We start from the raw sequence: 18,057 nt of genomic DNA, 5'->3' as shown, positions 1-18,057 counted from the left end.
GGTTACGCCTATCGTTCAGGCAGCCTGCTGCCCGTCTCCTCGTATTTGAAAAACAGCATCCCAATCCTTGCGGACCGGGTCAAACCCCTTCTTCTGGATAGCACTGCTCACCTCGGCAAGACTCCGGCTATCCCCGACCTCAAACTGCTCCCCGCCCGCATCCTCCTGGCCGTATCCGCCCGGCGCGGTGCACGAGCCCGCCGAATAGCGGGTAGGGCCGAGACCGATCATGCCGTCGCGGTATCGGGCCTCCTCCCTGGTGGAGAGGTACAAGCCGACATCCGGATCAAACATCCGCAGGGCAAAGATCATCTGGCTGAGATTTCTTTCGCTCACCGGCTGCAGCGGCTTAAACTCCCCTTGGGCCGGACGCATACGCGGAAAAGAAACGGTGAGTCCGGTCCGCCAGTACTGCTTGCGCAACCAGGCAAGATGGAGGCCCAGGGCAAGCCCTTCCGCCCGCCAGTCGGAAAGACCAAGCAAGGCGCCGATTCCCACCTCCCGCATGCCGGCGGCCGCGACCCTGGACGGACTTTCCAACCGATAATCAAAATCAGCCTTTGGCCCGCCCAAATGCACCTGCTTATACATCTCCCGGTCATAGGTTTCCTGATACACCGCCACCGAGGTGATCCCGGCGCGAAAAAGCCGAGCATACTCTTCTGTCGCCAGAGGCTGCACCTCGATGGACAAGGCGGCAAAGCGATCGCGCAGCCGCAAGGCAATTTCTTCGAGATAGTCCACGCCAACCTTGGCCGGGGCCTCCCCGGAAACAAGAAGAAGATGGTTGAATCCTCGCTGGTGCAGGATCATGGCCTCCCTTTCCGCCTCGGCAAAGGTCAAGACCCGTCTTTCCATGATGTTGTCCGCAGAAAACCCGCAATAGGCGCAACGATTGGCACAAAAACTCGAGAGATACACCGGCGCATAGACCTGGATAGTCCGGCCAAAACGCTGGCTGGTGATGGCACCGGAGCGTTTGGCCATGGCACCGAGATGCGGCTCCGCCGCAGGCGACAGCAAGGCAGCCAGCCCTGCCAGCCCAGGACGCTCGGAGTGCAGAGCCTGCACGATCTCTGCCTCGGTGGCACGACTGACCGCCTCCTGCAATGCAGGAAATTCGGGAATAGTAAACATGGCTTAGCGCAAAAATCCCAGCCCGTCCTCGGGCGAAGAGGGGGCAGCATCCTTGCTCACCGCGCCAAGACCTGATTCATAGGCGATTCTTCCCGCCTCCACCGCCATGGCAAAGGCACGGGCCATACGCACCGGATCTCCGGCCACGGCAATAGCCGTATTGACCAGCACCGCATCGGCCCCCATCTCCATGGCTTCGGCCACGTGCGAAGGGGCACCGAGCCCAGCATCAACAATAACCGGCACCTGCGCCTGCGAAATGATGATCTCAATCTGGAATCGGGTCAGTACCCCCTGATTGGTGCCGATGGGCGAACCCAGGGGCATAACCGCTACCGCCCCCACATCCTGAAGACGCAGGGCCAGAATCGGATCGGCGTTCATATAGGGCAGGACCTTAAACCCCTCCTTGACCAATATTTCCGTGGCCTTCAAAGTCTCGATAGGGTCAGGCAGCAGGGTTCTCGGGTCGGGAGTCACCTCAAGCTTGAGCCACTCCCCGCCGCCGGATGCCCGGGCCAGCCTGGCCAAGCGCATAGCCTCATTGGCATCCCGGGCCCCTGAGGTGTTGGGCAGAAACAGGTAGCGGTCACGGTCCAGCACGCGCATGATATCATCAGCCGGATTATTGAGGTCAATGCGACGCAGAGCGACAGTGACCATTTCACAACCCGAGGCTTCAAGCGCTGCCTTCATGACCTCCGGAGAAGAAAACTTACCGGTACCACCGAAGAGCCGTGAGCGAAATTTTCTCCCTGCAATGGTCAACATCTCAACCGCCCCCCACAAACCGTATCAATTCTAGGACAGAGCCATCCTGCAATGCATGGCTCCCATATTCTTCCCGGGTCAGAATCTTCCCGTCACACTCAACCACCACCGAAGGGGGGTCCAGGCCGAGCTTATTCAGACAATCAATCACCCGGGACCCGGGGGCAATTTCCAGAGCTTCGCCGTTACAGAGAACCTTCATCTACTCAGCCTCATTTTCCGCGCCCAAGAGAAGACGGACCACCTGGTTCGCCTGATGATGAGCGGCAATCCCAACCCGGGCGGCCATAAGCCCCTCTCCCGGCGCCGCAGCGCTTATCTCATCGCCAACCAGATATACCCGCGGATACAACCGCCTGGTCCGAATCGCATTGTTTTCGCCATAGCCGGCAAGCCCGGAGGCACACACATAAAAAACCCCGGGGAGATGCTGCAGAGCGGCCCGCAATCCCGCAGCCTTCATGGCCGGATCATCGAAACACTCCACCAGGGCGTGCACATTTTTAAACAATACGGGGATATCGTCTTCAACAAGCCGTTGGTCGATGACATTCAAAGCGACATGGGGATTGACCCGCTGCAGAATGTCCCGCAGCGCCGCTGTCTTCTTCTGCCCGATCTGATCAACAAAATACTGCTGCCGATTGAGGTTGGTGGGCTCCACCACATCATAGTCGGCAAGGAGAAGGGCGCCGATGCCCATGCGCGCCAAAGCAATGGCCACCACCGAACCAAGGCCTCCCAACCCCATGATCCCGACCACGCATTCCTGAAGGCGGGCCTGCACGCCCGGGCTGTGCCGAGCATAGAGGATATGGCGCATCTCTTCCGCGGAAGGCACCTTGCCCCGCGGCCACAGCCAACATTGGTCGCCATCGAACAACACGGTTTGCAAGGTAGCCGGGTAGCCGTTCACGAGCAAAATGTCGGCGTCAGCGTAAGCCCCCCTTGCCAAGTCGGCAAGAGTCATTCCCGCTTGGAAGGAAACATCTTTTTCATTTACCCGCAGCATGCCATGATGCCCTTTTAAACAAACTCTGCAAAAGTTATAATACTAACCGACAGGCTTCCTCGATGGTATGTTTTTTTGCCTCGGCCACGCGACATCATGGCCAGACAATCCGCGCAGGAGCAACTGATTGTGGGAAATAGCGGAGATGTATCCCCAAAGTTTTCCACAAAAAAAAGCTGGCTTGAACAGAACGTTCAAGCCAGCTTTGAATTTTCACAAACAGGCAGAAAATTAATTATCTACTTTTTCCGCTTTTACCGGTTTCACTTCACTGTAATTGACCAACTCGAGGATCGCCATCTCAGCCGCATCGCCAAGACGATTGCCGGTTCTGATAATCCTGGTATACCCGCCATTACGATCCATGTACTCATCTTTGAGGACGTCAAAAAGTTTGGCAACAACCTTTTTATCCTGAATGAAGGATAACGCCTGCCGGCGGGCATGAAGGTCACCACGCTTGGCCAAGGTTATCATCTGATCAGCCACCTTGCGAACTTCCTTGGCCTTGGGGGTGGTGGTTACAATTCTCTCATGCTCTAACAGAGAGGTAACCATATTGCGAACCATGGCCTGGCGGTGGGATGTTGTCCTGCCAAGTCTTTTGCCTGCGTTTCTATGTCTCATAACTACCCTCTTCCCGGATTTATAACTGCTCGTCAGACACCTTGTCTGACACGACAGGAGGCTCCCAGCCATCTAATTTCATACCAAGCGAAAGCTCCATCTCTGACAGCAACTGCTTGATCTCATTAAGAGATTTACGACCAAAGTTTTTGGTCTTCAGCATCTCTGCCTCTGATTTTTGGACCAGTTCGCCGATATAACGGATATCAGCATTACGCAGGCAATTCGCTGAACGGACTGAAAGTTCCAGATCCTCTACGCTGCGATAGAGATTCTCATTGACAGGTGACCGATTGTCTACACGGGCATCATCAACGGCAGGCTCAACAGATTCTTCATCAAAAGCGATAAAGACCTGCAACTGTTCTTTCATGATTTTGGCGGCATACGCCAAAGCGTCTTCTGGTTTCACGCTACCGTCGGTGGTGATTTCCAGGGTCAGCTTGTCATAATCGGTCTGCTGGCCTACACGAGCCTGGCTAACCAAAGACTTCACATTCACAATCGGCGTAAAAATAGCATCGATGGGTATTACCCCGATCACCTGCTCTTCAGCCTTATTTTTCTCGGCGGGAACGTATCCCTTGCCCCATTTCACCTCAAACTCGGCCTTAAAAACACCCTCGCCGGTGATGGTGCAAATCTCCTTGTCAGGATTCATCACCTCAACCTTGCCCCCGGAGGTAATATCCCCTGCGGTTACAATGCCAAGTTTGTTCTTTTCGATTCTAACGATCTGCGAGCCAGGAGTATTCAGTTTCAGACGCACTTCTTTCAGGTTCAGGATGATCTGGGTGACATCCTCTTTAACCCCGGGGATGGTAGAAAGCTCGTGCAGAGCGCCATCAATTTTTACCGAAACAATTGCTGCACCCTGAATTGAGGACAAAAGAATCCTACGCAGGGAATTACCGATAGTTGTGGCAAAACCCCGCTCCAAAGGCTGACAGATGAATTTGCCGAAACTTTTTGTATGGCTGTCCTGGTCTACTTCCAGTCTTTCAGGAATGATAAGCTCATGCCAATTTCTGTAAAACGGATCAGACGCAAGTGTCATGGTTTCTATTGCTCCACGGTTGGCTAATTATTTGGAGTAAAGCTCTACAATCAACTGCTCCTGAATCGGCATGGTAATTTCCTGCCGGCTCGGTAATGCCTTTACAGTTCCCTTGTAGTTATCTTTATCAAGCTCCAACCAGCTTGGCACACCCCGACGCACAACGGCTTCGAGGCTCTCATTGATGGCGGCAACCTTGCGGCTTTTTTCTTTCAAGGTAATGACGTCATTAATGGAAACCCGGAAGGAAGGGATATTTACTTTCCTGCCGTTTACCTCAATATGATCATGCCGTACCAATTGGCGACCCTGATTCCTGGAATTTGCATAACCAAGACGGTAGATCACGTTATCGAGCCGACTCTCCAGAAGCATCAGGAGATTTTCGCCGGTAACACCCTTGATGCGCTCGGCAATCTCAAAATATTTCCGGAATTGACCTTCCAACATGCCATAGATCCGACGAACCTTTTGTTTTTCCCGCAGCTGAATGGCATAGTCAGAAACCTTGCGCACCCGAGCCTGTCCATGCTGACCAGGAGCAAAAGAACGCCTTTCAAAGGCACACTTGTCTGAATAGCATCTGTCGCCCTTCAAAAACAACTTGAGTTTTTCACGCCGACACTGCCGGCATTCCGCGCCTGTATATCTGGCCAATTTGGACCTCCACTCAATCTCACAAAATCATACTTTAATTATCAAACGCCCTGCAACCCAAACTGCTCTACTACACCCTTCGTCTCTTGGGTGGCTTACAGCCATTATGCGGCACTGGGGTCACATCACGGATAACGCTCACATCAAATCCATTTGTCTGGAGAGCCCGAATGGCAGATTCACGTCCCGGTCCAGGGCCATTAACCCTAACCTCAACCTTACGCATGCCATGTTCCTGGGCTTTTTTCGCCGCGGCATCAACTGTGTTCTGCGCAGCAAAAGGGGTGCTTTTCCGTGAGCCCTTAAACCCCAAACAACCGGCACTGGACCAAGAAATAACATTTCCCTGCCTGTCCGCAAACGTCACAAGGGTATTGTTAAAGGTTGAGTGAATAAAACATATTCCCTCGGGTACATTTTTCTTTTCCTTGCGCTTCGGACGACTCGCTTTCGGACTAGCCATTATGACTCCTATAAACAATCCAGAATGATTATTTAATCTCTACTTTTTACTTTTAATCGCTGACCGCCTCGGCCCTTTCCTCGTCCTGGCATTGGTCTTGGTGCGCTGCCCCCGACATGGAAGGCCCTTACGGTGACGGATACCGCGATAGCATCCCGCATCTGTCAGCCGCTTCACATCCATGGCCACTTCACGACGACGATCGCCTTCAACAACAAACTGATCATCCATGATTTTTCTGATGTTGGTCACATCACTTTCAGACAAATCATCACTGTTCGTTGTATGGGGCAAGCCAACCATATCCAGAATTTTACCAGCAGAAGTTCTGCCAATCCCATGGATATAGGTTAAAGCAATCACCATATGTTTATTTCTTGGTAAATCAACACCAGCTAAACGTGCCAAGGCATGCCTCCCTTGTTGGTCAAAATATATGAAAAAATCATCCCTGCCGCTGTTTGTGCTTTTTTATCTTACATGAGACACGCAAGACGCCTTTACGTTTGAACACCCGGCAGTCACTACAAATTTTCTTCACAGAAGATCTTACTTTCATTACGCAACCCTTTTGTTATGCGGCAAAGAAAACGCTACTTCTTCTTTGCCCTGAATGTCACTCTTCCCCGTGTGAGATCATAAGGAGATAACTCAACAGTGACACGATCTCCCGGGAGAATCTTAATAAAATGCATCCTCATCTTTCCGGAAATATGGGCTAATATCCGATGACCATTATCAAGCTCTACCCGAAACATCGCGTTGGGCAATGGCTCAACGATGGTCCCTTCAACCTGAATAGCTTCTTCCTTGGACATAAACCCCTTATTTCCCACATAGCATTTCTCTCTGACAACATTCCGACAGATAGAAAGCAGAGGATATTACCTTATTTATTTATTTTTGCCTTATTTTTTTTCATAAAGACAAAAAAAGCTATACCGACAGCTCACTGAGAATCAGCGGCGCACCCTCGGTTACAGCGATGGAATGCTCGAAATGCGCCGAAATTTTCCTGTCCCTTGTTACCACCGTCCAACCATCACGCAACACATCAACCGCATGCGTGCCAAGATTCACCATGGGCTCGATGGCAAGGACCATGCCCGGCAAAAGCTTGGGTGTCCGTTCAGCCCGGGCATAATTGGGTATTTCCGGAGCCTCATGGAGCTGGCTGCCGATGCCATGCCCGACAAACTGACGAACCACGGAAAACCCGTGCTCTTCAACATGTTCCTGCACGGCTTGCGATATATCGTTTATTCGGTTCCCTGGGATTGCCTGGGCAATTCCTTTGTACAGAGCAGCTCGCGTTACCTCAAGCAAAGTAAGACGCTCGGAAGCTACTTTTCCGACGGGAAGGCTAACCGCGGCATCGCCGTAGTATCCTTTATATTTAACGCCAAAATCAATGCTGACTATATCCCCATCCTTGACAATAACCTTCTTGGATGGAATCCCGTGCACCACCTGTTCATTAATGGAAACGCACAGACTGCCCGGAAAGCCTCGATATCCTTTAAAGGCAGGTTCGGCGCCGCATTCACGACAATATTTTTCTGCCAATGTATCCAGAAAAAAAGTGCTGCAACCAACCTCTAACTTCTCGGTAAGCAGGGCCAAGGTCCTGGCAACAATCTGATTCGCCTCCCGCAGAAGCTCTATTTCTCGAGGCGACTTCAGTATAATTGCCATGTTCCTACCACAAAAACGCTATCACCGTGACTTAAAGCCACCTGACTTCATAAAACCATCATAGTTGCGCATAACCGTATGGGACTCGATCTGCGCAATTGTATCAATTGCCACGCCAACAACAATCAGCAGTGCGGTGCCGCCGAAATAAAATGGAACATGAAGCTTATTGATCAAAATAGTCGGCAGTACACAGATAACGCTGATATAACAAGCGCCAATTACTGTAATCCGCACCACAATCTTGTCGATAAAATCAGAGGTTTTCTTTCCCGGTCTGATCCCAGGCACAAACCCACCATGCTTTTTCAAATTTTCCGCTACGTCAACCGGGTTAAAGGTTACCGCTGTATAAAAAAAGCAGAAAAAGACAATAAAACCAATAAAGAGCACGGTGTGCGGCAAACTCCCCCAACTGAGGGCTGCGCTCATTTTCTGCACCCAGTCGACCTGAATAAACTGACCGATGGTGGCAGGAAACATCATGATTGAAGAAGCAAAAATCGGTGGAATAACACCGGACATATTAATTTTCAGCGGAAGATGCGATTGCTGTCCACCGTACATCTGGCGACCAACCATCCGTTTCGCATACTGAATGGGAATTCGCCGCTGCGCCGTTTCAAAAAATATAACAAAAGCAATAACTGCCCCAATCATGACCAAGATAATCGGCAACATAATGTAGGCAATTTCACCCGCACTGGCCATCTTAAACGTGTTCACCAAGGCCGCTGGCATTCTTGCCACGATTCCGGCAAAGATGATCAGCGAAATACCGTTACCGATACCGCGCTCGGTCATCTGTTCGCCCAGCCACATGATAAAAGCGGTTCCTGAGGTCAGGGTCAACATGGTCATGAGACGAAAATGCCAGCCAGTGGCAATAACGACCATCTCCCCGGTTCCAGGGGCGGTCATGCTTTCCAGCCCAATACTTATAAACAAGCCTTGCACCAAACTCAAGACCACCGTGGCGTAACGGGTGTACTGGGTAATCTTGCGGCGACCAGCCTCGCCCTCTTTAGAAAGGGCTTCAAGCTGGGGAATAACCACGGTCAGTAATTGAAATATGATCGAGGCACTGATGTATGGCATGATCCCCAGGGCAAAGATGGAAAAATTTTCCAAAGCACCGCCGGAAAACATATTAAACATGTCAAAAAGGGAGCCAGCACTTTTTTGAAAAAATTGATTCAGCGCCTCACCGTTTATTCCCGGGGTTGGGATCTGGACCCCGGCTCTGTAAACGGCAAGCATAATAAGTGTGAAAACAATCCGGCGTCTTAACTCCGGAATATTTGCAGCATTCTGGACCCCAGCGCGCATCTAGTTATTCCTCAATCTTGCCGCCAACTGCTTCGATCTTCTGACGCGCAGAACCACTCACCTTATCGACAGAAACAGTAAGGGCATGTTGCAACTCGCCGTTGCCGAGGATTTTCACAAGAGTATCACTCTTGGAAACCAGCCCGGCTGCGATCAAGGCCTCGCGGTCAACCCTGGTATCCGGGGCAAAACGCTCGAGATCCTGAAGGTTAATTATGGCATATACTTTCTTAAATATATTGGTAAAGCCACGCTTGGGCAAACGGCGCTGAAGAGGCATCTGGCCGCCTTCAAACCCTATCTTGATGCCGCCACCGGATCTGGCTTTATGTCCCTTATGACCACGGGTCGCGGTCTTGCCATGGCCGGATCCAAGACCACGACCAATTCTCTTTCTCGGTTTTCTCGAACCTGGCTGCGGCGACAAATTGCTTAACGTCAACATAAATTAATCCTCCACCTCAACCAGATGTTCGACTTTTTTTATCATCCCGCGAATTTCAGGGGTGTCCTGCCGAATAACCGTTTTATTTATCTTGGTCAGCCCCAGGCCGATCAACGTAGCACGTATTTTTTCAGTGCTCCCGATCTTGCTTTTCTTCAGGGTAACTTTGAGCTGATTTGCCATATCAATACCTATTCACTCTTCATTGATGTCATGCTGTTTTCAGCACACATTTCAAACCTGGACCAGACCCCGACTGACAAGCATCTCCGCAATCGGGGGACAAACTGTTCAGGCAGTAATTTCCTCAACGGATTTGCCACGACTCAGAGCGATCTGCTGCGGGGTGCGCAGCCTACGCAAACCGTCCATGGTCGCTTTCACCAGATTATGAGGGTTGTGTGAGCCGATACACTTGGTCAGGATATTATGAACCCCGGCGGCTTCAAGCACGGCACGAACAGCACCGCCGGCAATAAGACCGGTTCCTTCAACGGCAGGCTTCAACATTACATTCCCAGCCCCAAATTTCCCAAAAACCTCGTGCGGAATGCTCAGGTCAGTTATGGAAACACGCTTCATGTCTTTACGCGCCTGATCAACACCCTTCCTGATTGCATCGGGAACCTGATTCGCTTTACCAAGGCCGCAACCAACTTTTCCTTTTCCATCACCAACAACAACAATGGCGCTGAAACTGAAACGACGTCCACCCTTGACTACTTTCGCAGTCCTGTTGATATGAACGATCTTTTCAATAAACTGGTCATCGCCACTTATGTTCTTATTAAAATCAGCCAAGGTTCACCCCCAAATCGCTTTGGAATTTTTTACAGGGACAAAAATTTTTTCGCGGACAACACATTAGAAATCAAGACCGCCTTCACGAGCACCTTCGGAGAGTGCCTTGACCCGGCCATGATAGATATAACCGCCTCGGTCGAAAACCACCTTTTCAATACCTTTGCCTTTAGCAAGTTCGGCTATTTTCAAGCCAACCTGCCGCGCCTTTTCAGACTTACCCTTAATGTCGGCGGCGATCATCCCTTTATCAACAGTGGACATGGCCGCCAGGGTGTTTCCGGCAACATCATCAATTATCTGACAATAGATATGTTTAGCGCTTTTAAAAACACGCAAACGAGGTCTCTCAGGAGTTCCGGAAATGTTTTTCCTGATCCGTTTCACCCGCTTTTCACGAGCACTCTCTTTCGGATTTATCTTACCCATTGTTTTGCCTTATAAATATTTATCTCTTGCAAGCCGCGAAAAGTTTACGCGTCATCTCTACTTCTTAGAAGCAGACTTGCCAGCCTTACGGGCTATATATTCATCTGCGTAACGAATCCCTTTCCCCTTATAGGGCTCGGGAGGACGCACAGCGCGTATTTTGGCGGCAGTTTCACCAAGCAACTCTTTATCAATACAATCCAAGGTGACATTGTTTGCCTTGTCGACCTCAGCGGAAACACCTTTCGGCAGGGCAAACTCAACCGGGTTTGAATAACCAACGCTCAGATTCAAGAATGAACCTTTCACCTCAGCCCGGTAGCCAACACCCTCGATAGATAGTTTTTTCTGGAAACCCTTCTCCACACCAACGATCATATTGTTGACCAAGGTACGGGTGAGGCCAGAGAAGGCCCTGGTTCTTTTACTGTTATCCTTCCGAACAACAATAAAGGTGTCGCCTTCAGCCTGCAAACCGATCTCAGGGCGGATATTCCGCTCCAGAGTACCTTTGGGCCCGACGACCTTAACAAACGATCCATTTATATCAAGCTTAACCCCTTTAGGAACAGGGATAGGTTGATTGCCAATCCTAGACATGGCGACTCTCCACTTGTTACGAAATACTCAATAGTTAGCAATTACAACTTCGATTTACCAAACTTCACAGAGCAGCTCTCCGCCAATTTTCATGGCCCGAGCTTCTTTATCCGTAAATATACCTTTGGAAGTCGAAATAATCGCGATACCAAGGCCACTCATTACCTTGGGAATCTGGTCATGCTTCACGTAAACGCGGCGACCAGGCTTACTGACACGCTTCAGGTTGGTGATAATACGATCGTTATTCTGGTCGTATCTCATCTCAATACGCAAAACACCTTGGGTGTCGGTATCAAGGACCTGATAGTCATTGATGAAGCCTTCCTTTTTCAGGATCGCTGCAACGCCGGTTTTCACTTTCGAAAGCGGCATTTCAACAGTCTCGAACTTGACCATACCGGCATTTCTTATCCTGGTCAGCATATCAGCCAGGGGGTCAGTCATGGACATAGTCCTTGCTCCCTATGATGATTTTTAAAACAAACAGTTAACATATCTAAGGTGATCACAACCAACACTGTTACCAACTTGACTTGGTAACACCGGTGATTTCACCACGATTAGCCAAAGAACGAAAACAGATACGACAAACACCGAATTTCCGATAAACGGCTTTTGATCTACCACATAAACCGCAACGGTTATAAGCCCGTACCGCAAACTTCGGGGTCCGCTTGCACTTTGCTATCAAAGACTTTTTAGCCAACTTCTTCCTCCTTACCCTGTGCTATTTCCTGAAGGGCATTCCCATTGCTTTCAAAAGAAACCGACCCTCATCATCTGTTTCGGCGGTCGTAGTAATCGCAATATTGAGTCCCTTGATCTTGTCAATTTTGTCGTAGTCAATTTCAGGGAAAATAATATGTTCCTTGATGCCCATGGCATAATTGCCACGTCCATCAAAAGCCTTCGTGGATAAACCTCGAAAATCCCGAACTCGCGGCAAGGCAATATGGACCAGTTTGGCAAAAAAATCATACATCCGATCACCGCGGAGTGTCACCCTGCAACCAATGGGCACTCCTGCACGCAGCTTAAAGCCGGCAATAGATTTTTTCGCCTTGGTAACAACAGCCTTCTGTCCAGCAATCAAGGTCAGTTCCTGAACCGCAGTGTCAATGATCTTGGGGTTCTGTACAGCTTCACCCAAGCCCATATTCAGCACGATCTTAGTGATCTTCGGCACACGCATAATGTTCTGGTAGCCGAATTCCTTCATGAGCTGCGGAACACACTCACCCTGATATATCTCTTTTACCCCAGCCATCCTTGCCTCCAAAAAAAATCAGGATCTATTAGGCTTTCGCCTCTAAAGATTCGTTGCATTTCTTGCAAACACGAACCTTGGATCCATCTTCCAGTATTTTTTTGCCTACACGTGAAGTCTTAGAACATTTCGGACAAATCACCATCAGATTAGAAGCATCAAGAGCCGCTTCCTTCTCAATGATTCCGCCTTGCTGGTTCGTTTGACTGGGCTTCGTGTGCCGCTTTATCATGTTGATCTTTTCAACAATGGCTTTGCCATCGGTGGCATTAACCTTGATGACCTTGCCGACACGACCTTTGTCCTTGCCGGCGATCACCTCAACCTGATCATTGATTTTCAGATGTGTTTTTGTTCTCATGCCTTCAGCCTCTCAACCGTCCAACAATGCAGACGGGAACTCTCTTTAAATATCAAGCTCTGGTTTCAACCGTAATTACAGAACTTCAGGGGCAAGTGAAATAATTTTCATATATCCCTTAGGCCGCAACTCACGAGCGACCGGGCCAAAAATACGGGTGCCGATCGGTTCCCCTGAATTTGCGAGCAACACGGCTGAATTATCATCAAAACGAACGATCGTATCATCCGTGCGACGAATCTCTTTGACCGTCCTGACTACAACGGCCCGGAGAACATCACCCTTCTTTACTTTTGCGTTCGGGATCGCCTCTTTAACGGTGACAACAATCAAGTCACCAACAGAGGCATATCGACGCCTAGTTCCACCCAAGACTCTTATACAAAGGACCTTCTTGGCGCCTGAATTATCTGCAACATTAAGTACGGTTTCTGTTTGTATCATCTCTTCACCAACCGCAAAACACTTTAGAAGTACCCAAACAATCAGCCTGGGACTTAGTTATCAAAAACCGCAATTAAACGGCTTTCTCGATGACTTCCATAATCCGCCACCGTTTATTCTTGCTCAGCGGACGGCACTCTTCAATTAAAACCCTATCGCCGACGCTGCAGCTGTTTTCCGGGTCATGGACCATGCATTTATTATGCTGACGCATGAACTTCCCATAGAGTTTATGGGGAACAAGGCGCTCGGTCTGCACGATAGCACTCTTGTCCATCTTGGTGCTGACAACAAAACCAACCCTTGTCTTCTTATTCGATTTTTCATCAACCATGAAAGTATCCTACAAAATATCGTTATCGATTGACGCAAGCGCTCGGAAAAGCGAGTATCTTGGTCAGAAACCAGCAGTTACTTTAGGCAGTATGCGCAGTAAGAGCGGTTTGCATCCGGGCAATCTCTTTGCGCAATTGCCGCAATTTTGCCGTATTTTCCAAAGGACGGATGCCATGCTGAAATTTCAATTTGAAATGCTCTTCAGACAAATCCCGTACCTTGGCAACAAGCTCATCTTTCCCAAGCTCGCGTATATCCTTCATTTTCATAACGTGTCCCCCACATAAATCACTTTAGTCGGGAATGGCAGCTTATTGGCGGCCAATTGCAAAGCCTCACGGGCCAAATCATCATCAACCCCGGCCAATTCGTAGAGAATACGCCCCGGCTTTACCTGGGCAACCCAATACTCTGGATTCCCCTTACCTTTACCCATCCGAGTTTCCGCCGGCTTCTTGGTAATAGGCTTATCCGGGAAAACACGGATCCAGAGCTGGCCGGTTCTTTTAATCTTTCTGTTGATTGCAATACGAGCCGCCTCAATCTGCTGGGCGGTCATCTTGCCACAGCCGACAGCCTTAAGGGCATATTCACCGAAAGAGAATCCAGACCCGCGGTATGCTGCACCAGTCAGGCGGCCCTTAAACATCTTTCTATGTTTTACTTTTTTTGGACTTAACATCTGTATATCCTATCTGTGACTGACTTATTTAAAGCCGTTTTACTCGACGACGAGTTATTCGGCAATCTTGTCGGCAGCGCTCAGAACTTCACCTTTGAAGATCCAGACCTTTACGCCGATTTTGCCATAGGTAGTATTCGCCTCTGCAATACCATAATCCACATCAGCACGAAGAGTATGCAAAGGAACACGCCCCTCACGCACCCACTCCTGACGAGCAATCTCTGCCCCGCCCAACCGGCCTGAACACGCGATCTTAACACCTTTGGCGCCGAACTTCAAGGCCATATTTACTGACTTCTTCATGGCGCGACGGAAGGCAACACGTCTTTCAAGTTGCAAAGCGATATTTTCGGCCACCAGTTGCGCATCCGCCTCAGGACGACGTACTTCCTGAATATCAAGCACGCACTCCTTGCCGGTCAACTTATCAATTTCAGCCTTCAGGACTTCGATCTCTGTCCCTTTTTTGCCAATAACAATGCCAGGCCTGGCAGTATGCAGCTTAATCCGGAGTTTATCGCCGGTTCGGGCTATCTGAATTTTGGAAATGCCAGCATGATAGAGCCGCTTTTTGAGGAACTTCCTCAGGCTCTGATCCTCTAGAAATTTTTTGGCATAATCCCTGTCGGCGTACCAGATGGAGTCCCAGGTACGTATAATATTCAGTCGTAAACCTATCGGATTAACTTTCTGGCCCAAAACCTTCCTCCATTCTCATTGAAATGCAAATCAAAGTACAAACGAATACCTTCGTGCTTCCGTATTCAGTTATTGCTCGTCCAAAACAACAGTGATATGGCTCGTTCTTTTAAGAATTCTGTTTGCCCGACCTTGAGCCCGCGGCATAATTCTCTTCAGCATGGGACCGCCATCTATAAAGATAGACTTTACATACAAGGTATCGACATCGATACTCTCATTCTGACTGGCATTGGCAACCGCAGATTCAATAACCTTTTTCAGCAAACGGGCGCCTTTTTTCGGCAAGAACCGTAGTGCGTTTATGGCGTGATCTACACTTTTTCCGCGCACCAAATCAGCAACCAGTCTGGCTTTTTGCGGCGAAATCCTTATATAACGAGCAAGCGCTTTTGCTTCCATCGAATGAACTCCTTTCTTTACCTGAAGACCGTGTCCGGCTTAGCAGCTTTTATTTCTTTTTCTTCCTGTCCGCTGCGTGACCATGATAGGTACGGGTCGGAGAAAATTCCCCGAGCTTGTGCCCTACCATATTTTCGGTCACGAAAACCGGGATGAACTTTTTGCCATTATGCACAGCAAAGGTAAGTCCAACCATGTCCGGAATTACATCAGAACGACGGGACCAGGTCTGAATAACCTTTCTGGAGCCCTCGTCTTTGGCCTTCATGACCTTTGACATCAAATGGTCATCTACAAATGGACCTTTTTTAACTGAACGTCCCACTTGTATACCCCCTAATTATGATCTTTTCTTAACAATAAATTTGTCGGATGACTTCTTGCCACGTGTTTTATAGCCCTTGGTGGGAACACCCCACGGGGTACAAGGATGGCGACCGCCGGAGCTTTTACCCTCACCACCACCCATTGGATGATCAATCGGGTTCATGGCAACACCACGAACCTTGGGCCGGTTTCCTTTCCAGCGACTGCGGCCAGCTTTGCCAAGCTTCTGGCTTTCATGCTCGTTATTTCCAACCTGGCCGATACAGGCCCGGCATTTACGATGAAATTTGCGGACCTCGCCGGAGGGTAATTTTACCGTGACATACTCACCCTCTTTAGCCATAAGCTGCGCGGAGACACCAGCGCTTCTCACAAGCTGCGCACCCTTGCCGATTTTCATCTCAAGGTTGTGGATAATGCTGCCCAAAGGCATGTTGCCCATGGGCAAACAATTACCAGGCTTGATATCAACAGCCTCACCAGCAACAACCGTATCACCAATCTTGATGCCAAGCGGAGAAAGGATATAACACTTTTCACCATCGACATAGTTCAGCAGAGCCAAATTAGCCGAACGATTCGGATCGTATTCAATGGCTGCAACCTTTGCAGGGATATCCACTTTGTCCCGCTTGAAATCGATCAAACGATATTTACGCTTATGACCCCCACCAATATGCCTGGATGTAATGCGACCATTGTTATTCCGCCCCCCGGTTTTACTAAGAGGACGAATCAACGATTTCTGCGGTTTATCCTTTGACAACTCGGGATTGACAACTGTAACAAGTGATCTTCTGCCCGGTGATGTAGGTTTATAGGTCTTTAATGCCATTTCAAACCCCGATAATATTTAAACGTATTCGTAACAAAAATTATAACTCTTACCGACGAGACTTCCCTTAAATCTTCTCAAGGAAATCGATCTTATTCCCTTCGGCAAGAGTAACAATGGCCTTCTTCCAGTCAGACTGCTGCCCGAAACTCTTGCCCACACGTTTCATCTTGCCGTGCATATTTGCAGTCCGCACCTTGAGAACCTTGACACTGAAGAGTTTCTCAACAGCATCCTTGATCTCAATTTTATTGGCTCGGGGATCAACCTTAACAACAACCTGATTGTTGATCTCCTGCAAGCCAAGAGCCTTTTCTGTCAAGCAAGGTTTCTTGATAATGCTGAACATATCTTTCATGACAATAACCTCTCTTCCAGCTGGCCAATACAAGGCTGCAGTAAGATAATATGCTTATGGAGCAAAATATCATAGACATTCAGCCCTGCCGTCGGAATAACCTTAAATCCCTGGACATTGCGAGACGAACGCTCAAGATGGTCATCGCGCTCAGGAATCACGATCAATGCATTCTCGATCTTCAGGGTATTCATAACCCCGATGAACTTCTTGGTCTTGATTTCTTCAATTTTAAAATTATCAAGCACCAGGACAAGCTTATCCTCAAAGCGTGAACTCAAGGCCATACGCAGACCGAGCTTTTTCACCTTCTTGGGCAACTTGAAGGAATAATCACGGGGCTTGGGTCCAAAAACAACACCACCACCACGCCAGAGAGGAGAGGTCCGAGTGCCGGCACGAGCCCGGCCAGTTCCTTTCTGCTTCCAAGGCTTCTTGCCACCGCCGCGGACCTCGGTCCTGGTTTTTGTGCAGGCGGTACCAGCCCGGCGAGCCGCACGCTGCATTCTCACAATTTCATGAATAATATGGGGGTTGACAGGAACGGCAAAGAGATTGTCGTTCAACTCAAGATCACCCACTTTCACATTATCTACATTGAATATTTCAGTAACTGCCATTTCCGGCACCCCCAAAATAAATCTTAAGGCAACTAAGACTCATTATTTTGTATAAATATGCAACAAACCCTGTTTTGCACCAGGCACGCCGCCTTTGACGACAAGCACATTTTGCTCAGGCCGGATATCCATAATGGTCACATTTTTCTTGGTGATCAAATTGGTGCCCATATGCCCAGGCATCTTCTTGCCTTTGATAACCCGGCTCGGCCATGCACTGCAGCCAATGGAACCCGGAGCACGATGAAACATGGAGCCATGACCACCCGGGCCGCCTTTAAAGCCATGTCTTTTTATAACACCCTGAAAACCACGACCCTTGACAGCACCGCTCACATCAATGATGTCGCCGACCTTAAAGAGATCCGAGACTACTATTTCCTGACCCACTTCAAACTGGCTGGCATCCGCAACCCGAAACTCTTTGATGTGATAAAAGCCGCCTTTTCCCGCAGTTTTGACATGTCCAGCGTCCGGCTTATTCAAGCGGGATTCTTTCTTGGAGCCAAAACCAACCTGAATGGCATCATACCCTTCATCGGCAACGGATTTTTTCTGAAGCACCACGCAGGGTCCAGTTTCAATGACCGTTACCGCGACGGCAGAGCCATCTTCGGAATAGATACGGGTCATACCAATCTTCTTACCCAGTAATCCTAATTTTTTAGGCATTGTTCCTACCTGTCTTTTTCTTCTC

General features: G+C 49.2%; 33 protein-coding genes. All 33 read right to left on the bottom strand.

All coding sequences use genetic code 11. The annotated features are described in order from the left end of the window. Window positions 1-15: 15 nt before the first annotated feature. On the bottom strand, window positions 16-1,137 hold the full coding sequence (thiH, locus tag OLX77_RS07370) for a 2-iminoacetate synthase ThiH (protein WP_307632948.1): 1,122 nt from the start codon (window positions 1,135-1,137) through the stop codon (window positions 16-18). A 3-nt stretch (window positions 1,138-1,140) separates the two neighbouring features. Next, entirely contained in the window at window positions 1,141-1,908 is a 768-nt protein-coding gene (locus tag OLX77_RS07365) for a thiazole synthase (protein ID WP_307632947.1), read from the bottom strand. A gap of 1 nt (window position 1,909) precedes the next feature. Continuing rightward, a complete protein-coding gene (thiS, locus tag OLX77_RS07360; RefSeq protein ID WP_307632946.1) occupies window positions 1,910-2,110 on the bottom strand; it encodes a sulfur carrier protein ThiS in 201 nt (66 codons plus the stop codon). After that, entirely contained in the window at window positions 2,111-2,920 is an 810-nt protein-coding gene (gene thiF / locus OLX77_RS07355; RefSeq protein WP_307632945.1) for a sulfur carrier protein ThiS adenylyltransferase ThiF, read from the bottom strand. It lies immediately after the preceding gene. 231 nt (window positions 2,921-3,151) lie between these two features. Next, window positions 3,152-3,547 (bottom strand): 50S ribosomal protein L17, encoded by a 396-nt coding sequence (gene rplQ / locus OLX77_RS07350; RefSeq protein WP_307632944.1) that lies wholly within the window; start codon window positions 3,545-3,547, stop codon window positions 3,152-3,154. A gap of 19 nt (window positions 3,548-3,566) precedes the next feature. After that, window positions 3,567-4,604, bottom strand: coding sequence for a DNA-directed RNA polymerase subunit alpha (locus OLX77_RS07345; protein ID WP_307632943.1), 1,038 nt, complete (start codon window positions 4,602-4,604; stop codon window positions 3,567-3,569). A gap of 27 nt (window positions 4,605-4,631) precedes the next feature. Next, window positions 4,632-5,261: a 30S ribosomal protein S4 gene (gene rpsD, locus OLX77_RS07340; RefSeq protein WP_307632942.1), complete on the bottom strand. Its 630-nt coding sequence runs from the start codon at window positions 5,259-5,261 to the stop codon at window positions 4,632-4,634. Window positions 5,262-5,331: 70 nt separating this feature from the next. Beyond that, the gene (rpsK, locus tag OLX77_RS07335; protein WP_307632941.1) at window positions 5,332-5,724 is read right to left on the bottom strand and encodes a 30S ribosomal protein S11; all 393 of its coding nucleotides are present in this window, start codon (window positions 5,722-5,724) and stop codon (window positions 5,332-5,334) included. Window positions 5,725-5,763: 39 nt separating this feature from the next. Next, entirely contained in the window at window positions 5,764-6,132 is a 369-nt protein-coding gene (rpsM, locus tag OLX77_RS07330; RefSeq protein ID WP_307632940.1) for a 30S ribosomal protein S13, read from the bottom strand. A 37-nt stretch (window positions 6,133-6,169) separates the two neighbouring features. Continuing rightward, window positions 6,170-6,283, bottom strand: a complete 114-nt coding sequence (rpmJ, locus tag OLX77_RS07325) for a 50S ribosomal protein L36 (protein ID WP_307632939.1) — start codon at window positions 6,281-6,283, stop codon at window positions 6,170-6,172. A 34-nt stretch (window positions 6,284-6,317) separates the two neighbouring features. Continuing rightward, complete coding sequence (infA, locus tag OLX77_RS07320; protein WP_307632938.1) at window positions 6,318-6,542, bottom strand: translation initiation factor IF-1; 225 nt, start codon at window positions 6,540-6,542, stop codon at window positions 6,318-6,320. A 118-nt stretch (window positions 6,543-6,660) separates the two neighbouring features. Beyond that, on the bottom strand, window positions 6,661-7,419 hold the full coding sequence (gene map, locus OLX77_RS07315) for a type I methionyl aminopeptidase (protein WP_307632937.1): 759 nt from the start codon (window positions 7,417-7,419) through the stop codon (window positions 6,661-6,663). A 21-nt stretch (window positions 7,420-7,440) separates the two neighbouring features. Continuing rightward, on the bottom strand, window positions 7,441-8,748 hold the full coding sequence (secY, locus tag OLX77_RS07310; protein WP_307632936.1) for a preprotein translocase subunit SecY: 1,308 nt from the start codon (window positions 8,746-8,748) through the stop codon (window positions 7,441-7,443). Between the two features lie 4 nt (window positions 8,749-8,752). Beyond that, a complete protein-coding gene (rplO, locus tag OLX77_RS07305) occupies window positions 8,753-9,193 on the bottom strand; it encodes a 50S ribosomal protein L15 (RefSeq protein ID WP_307632935.1) in 441 nt (146 codons plus the stop codon). Window positions 9,194-9,196: 3 nt separating this feature from the next. After that, window positions 9,197-9,376 (bottom strand): 50S ribosomal protein L30, encoded by a 180-nt coding sequence (rpmD, locus tag OLX77_RS07300; RefSeq protein ID WP_307632934.1) that lies wholly within the window; start codon window positions 9,374-9,376, stop codon window positions 9,197-9,199. A 108-nt stretch (window positions 9,377-9,484) separates the two neighbouring features. Next, the gene (gene rpsE / locus OLX77_RS07295) at window positions 9,485-9,994 is read right to left on the bottom strand and encodes a 30S ribosomal protein S5 (RefSeq protein ID WP_371877468.1); all 510 of its coding nucleotides are present in this window, start codon (window positions 9,992-9,994) and stop codon (window positions 9,485-9,487) included. Between the two features lie 63 nt (window positions 9,995-10,057). Next, window positions 10,058-10,423 carry a 50S ribosomal protein L18 gene (gene rplR / locus OLX77_RS07290; RefSeq protein WP_307632933.1) on the bottom strand — a complete coding sequence of 122 codons (366 nt, stop codon included), beginning with the start codon at window positions 10,421-10,423 and terminating at the stop codon, window positions 10,058-10,060. 57 nt (window positions 10,424-10,480) lie between these two features. Next, complete coding sequence (gene rplF / locus OLX77_RS07285) at window positions 10,481-11,023, bottom strand: 50S ribosomal protein L6 (RefSeq protein WP_307632932.1); 543 nt, start codon at window positions 11,021-11,023, stop codon at window positions 10,481-10,483. Window positions 11,024-11,077: 54 nt separating this feature from the next. Then, the gene (gene rpsH / locus OLX77_RS07280) at window positions 11,078-11,476 is read right to left on the bottom strand and encodes a 30S ribosomal protein S8 (protein WP_371877467.1); all 399 of its coding nucleotides are present in this window, start codon (window positions 11,474-11,476) and stop codon (window positions 11,078-11,080) included. A 70-nt stretch (window positions 11,477-11,546) separates the two neighbouring features. Further along, window positions 11,547-11,732, bottom strand: coding sequence for a type Z 30S ribosomal protein S14 (locus OLX77_RS07275; protein ID WP_307632930.1), 186 nt, complete (start codon window positions 11,730-11,732; stop codon window positions 11,547-11,549). 21 nt (window positions 11,733-11,753) lie between these two features. Beyond that, the gene (rplE, locus tag OLX77_RS07270; RefSeq protein ID WP_307632929.1) at window positions 11,754-12,293 is read right to left on the bottom strand and encodes a 50S ribosomal protein L5; all 540 of its coding nucleotides are present in this window, start codon (window positions 12,291-12,293) and stop codon (window positions 11,754-11,756) included. Between the two features lie 28 nt (window positions 12,294-12,321). After that, on the bottom strand, window positions 12,322-12,654 hold the full coding sequence (gene rplX, locus OLX77_RS07265) for a 50S ribosomal protein L24 (protein ID WP_307632928.1): 333 nt from the start codon (window positions 12,652-12,654) through the stop codon (window positions 12,322-12,324). A gap of 75 nt (window positions 12,655-12,729) precedes the next feature. Continuing rightward, complete coding sequence (gene rplN / locus OLX77_RS07260) at window positions 12,730-13,098, bottom strand: 50S ribosomal protein L14 (protein ID WP_307632927.1); 369 nt, start codon at window positions 13,096-13,098, stop codon at window positions 12,730-12,732. A gap of 73 nt (window positions 13,099-13,171) precedes the next feature. Then, complete coding sequence (rpsQ, locus tag OLX77_RS07255) at window positions 13,172-13,432, bottom strand: 30S ribosomal protein S17 (protein WP_307632926.1); 261 nt, start codon at window positions 13,430-13,432, stop codon at window positions 13,172-13,174. Window positions 13,433-13,514: 82 nt separating this feature from the next. Next, window positions 13,515-13,703, bottom strand: a complete 189-nt coding sequence (rpmC, locus tag OLX77_RS07250; RefSeq protein ID WP_307632925.1) for a 50S ribosomal protein L29 — start codon at window positions 13,701-13,703, stop codon at window positions 13,515-13,517. Continuing rightward, entirely contained in the window at window positions 13,700-14,116 is a 417-nt protein-coding gene (gene rplP, locus OLX77_RS07245) for a 50S ribosomal protein L16 (protein WP_307632924.1), read from the bottom strand. The genes rpmC and rplP overlap by 4 nt, the downstream gene beginning before the upstream one ends. Before the next feature lie 54 nt (window positions 14,117-14,170). Then, window positions 14,171-14,818, bottom strand: coding sequence for a 30S ribosomal protein S3 (rpsC, locus tag OLX77_RS07240; protein WP_307632923.1), 648 nt, complete (start codon window positions 14,816-14,818; stop codon window positions 14,171-14,173). 69 nt (window positions 14,819-14,887) lie between these two features. Continuing rightward, window positions 14,888-15,220 (bottom strand): 50S ribosomal protein L22, encoded by a 333-nt coding sequence (rplV, locus tag OLX77_RS07235; RefSeq protein WP_307632922.1) that lies wholly within the window; start codon window positions 15,218-15,220, stop codon window positions 14,888-14,890. 49 nt (window positions 15,221-15,269) lie between these two features. Continuing rightward, a complete protein-coding gene (gene rpsS / locus OLX77_RS07230; protein WP_307632921.1) occupies window positions 15,270-15,545 on the bottom strand; it encodes a 30S ribosomal protein S19 in 276 nt (91 codons plus the stop codon). A 15-nt stretch (window positions 15,546-15,560) separates the two neighbouring features. Continuing rightward, complete coding sequence (rplB, locus tag OLX77_RS07225) at window positions 15,561-16,382, bottom strand: 50S ribosomal protein L2 (RefSeq protein WP_307632920.1); 822 nt, start codon at window positions 16,380-16,382, stop codon at window positions 15,561-15,563. Between the two features lie 67 nt (window positions 16,383-16,449). Continuing rightward, window positions 16,450-16,740, bottom strand: coding sequence for a 50S ribosomal protein L23 (locus OLX77_RS07220; RefSeq protein ID WP_307632919.1), 291 nt, complete (start codon window positions 16,738-16,740; stop codon window positions 16,450-16,452). Then, the gene (rplD, locus tag OLX77_RS07215; protein ID WP_307632918.1) at window positions 16,737-17,360 is read right to left on the bottom strand and encodes a 50S ribosomal protein L4; all 624 of its coding nucleotides are present in this window, start codon (window positions 17,358-17,360) and stop codon (window positions 16,737-16,739) included. The genes OLX77_RS07220 and rplD overlap by 4 nt, the downstream gene beginning before the upstream one ends. Before the next feature lie 42 nt (window positions 17,361-17,402). After that, entirely contained in the window at window positions 17,403-18,032 is a 630-nt protein-coding gene (gene rplC / locus OLX77_RS07210; protein WP_307632917.1) for a 50S ribosomal protein L3, read from the bottom strand. Between the last annotated feature and the right edge of the window lie 25 nt (window positions 18,033-18,057).

It is taken from the genome of Thiovibrio frasassiensis, assembly GCF_029607905.1.
GTDB lineage: Bacteria > Desulfobacterota > Desulfobulbia > Desulfobulbales > Desulfurivibrionaceae > Thiovibrio > Thiovibrio frasassiensis.
Note: the sequence above shows the minus strand (reverse complement) of the source record. Positions and strands in the feature narration are given on the sequence as shown.

Excerpts from the sequence above, each read along its gene's own strand:
- thiH (WP_307632948.1), bottom strand. The coding sequence starts at position 1,137 with ATGTTTACTATTCCCGAATTTCCTGCATTGCAGGAGGCGGTCAGTCGT.
- OLX77_RS07365 (WP_307632947.1), bottom strand. The coding sequence starts at position 1,908 with ATGTTGACCATTGCAGGGAGAAAATTTCGCTCACGGCTCTTCGGTGGT.
- thiS (WP_307632946.1), bottom strand. The coding sequence starts at position 2,110 with ATGAAGGTTCTCTGTAACGGCGAAGCTCTGGAAATTGCCCCCGGGTCC.
- thiF (WP_307632945.1), bottom strand. The coding sequence starts at position 2,920 with ATGCTGCGGGTAAATGAAAAAGATGTTTCCTTCCAAGCGGGAATGACT.
- rplQ (WP_307632944.1), bottom strand. The coding sequence starts at position 3,547 with ATGAGACATAGAAACGCAGGCAAAAGACTTGGCAGGACAACATCCCAC.
- OLX77_RS07345 (WP_307632943.1), bottom strand. The coding sequence starts at position 4,604 with ATGACACTTGCGTCTGATCCGTTTTACAGAAATTGGCATGAGCTTATC.
- rpsK (WP_307632941.1), bottom strand. The coding sequence starts at position 5,724 with ATGGCTAGTCCGAAAGCGAGTCGTCCGAAGCGCAAGGAAAAGAAAAAT.
- rpmJ (WP_307632939.1), bottom strand. The coding sequence starts at position 6,283 with ATGAAAGTAAGATCTTCTGTGAAGAAAATTTGTAGTGACTGCCGGGTG.
- infA (WP_307632938.1), bottom strand. The coding sequence starts at position 6,542 with ATGTCCAAGGAAGAAGCTATTCAGGTTGAAGGGACCATCGTTGAGCCA.
- map (WP_307632937.1), bottom strand. The coding sequence starts at position 7,419 with ATGGCAATTATACTGAAGTCGCCTCGAGAAATAGAGCTTCTGCGGGAG.
- secY (WP_307632936.1), bottom strand. The coding sequence starts at position 8,748 with ATGCGCGCTGGGGTCCAGAATGCTGCAAATATTCCGGAGTTAAGACGC.
- rplO (WP_307632935.1), bottom strand. The coding sequence starts at position 9,193 with ATGTTGACGTTAAGCAATTTGTCGCCGCAGCCAGGTTCGAGAAAACCG.
- rpmD (WP_307632934.1), bottom strand. The coding sequence starts at position 9,376 with ATGGCAAATCAGCTCAAAGTTACCCTGAAGAAAAGCAAGATCGGGAGC.
- rplR (WP_307632933.1), bottom strand. The coding sequence starts at position 10,423 with ATGGGTAAGATAAATCCGAAAGAGAGTGCTCGTGAAAAGCGGGTGAAA.
- rplF (WP_307632932.1), bottom strand. The coding sequence starts at position 11,023 with ATGTCTAGGATTGGCAATCAACCTATCCCTGTTCCTAAAGGGGTTAAG.
- rpsH (WP_371877467.1), bottom strand. The coding sequence starts at position 11,476 with ATGTCCATGACTGACCCCCTGGCTGATATGCTGACCAGGATAAGAAAT.
- rplE (WP_307632929.1), bottom strand. The coding sequence starts at position 12,293 with ATGGCTGGGGTAAAAGAGATATATCAGGGTGAGTGTGTTCCGCAGCTC.
- rplX (WP_307632928.1), bottom strand. The coding sequence starts at position 12,654 with ATGAGAACAAAAACACATCTGAAAATCAATGATCAGGTTGAGGTGATC.
- rplN (WP_307632927.1), bottom strand. The coding sequence starts at position 13,098 with ATGATACAAACAGAAACCGTACTTAATGTTGCAGATAATTCAGGCGCC.
- rpsQ (WP_307632926.1), bottom strand. The coding sequence starts at position 13,432 with ATGGTTGATGAAAAATCGAATAAGAAGACAAGGGTTGGTTTTGTTGTC.
- rpmC (WP_307632925.1), bottom strand. The coding sequence starts at position 13,703 with ATGAAAATGAAGGATATACGCGAGCTTGGGAAAGATGAGCTTGTTGCC.
- rplP (WP_307632924.1), bottom strand. The coding sequence starts at position 14,116 with ATGTTAAGTCCAAAAAAAGTAAAACATAGAAAGATGTTTAAGGGCCGC.
- rplV (WP_307632922.1), bottom strand. The coding sequence starts at position 15,220 with ATGGAAGCAAAAGCGCTTGCTCGTTATATAAGGATTTCGCCGCAAAAA.
- rplB (WP_307632920.1), bottom strand. The coding sequence starts at position 16,382 with ATGGCATTAAAGACCTATAAACCTACATCACCGGGCAGAAGATCACTT.
- OLX77_RS07220 (WP_307632919.1), bottom strand. The coding sequence starts at position 16,740 with ATGAAAGATATGTTCAGCATTATCAAGAAACCTTGCTTGACAGAAAAG.
- rplD (WP_307632918.1), bottom strand. The coding sequence starts at position 17,360 with ATGGCAGTTACTGAAATATTCAATGTAGATAATGTGAAAGTGGGTGAT.
- rplC (WP_307632917.1), bottom strand. The coding sequence starts at position 18,032 with ATGCCTAAAAAATTAGGATTACTGGGTAAGAAGATTGGTATGACCCGT.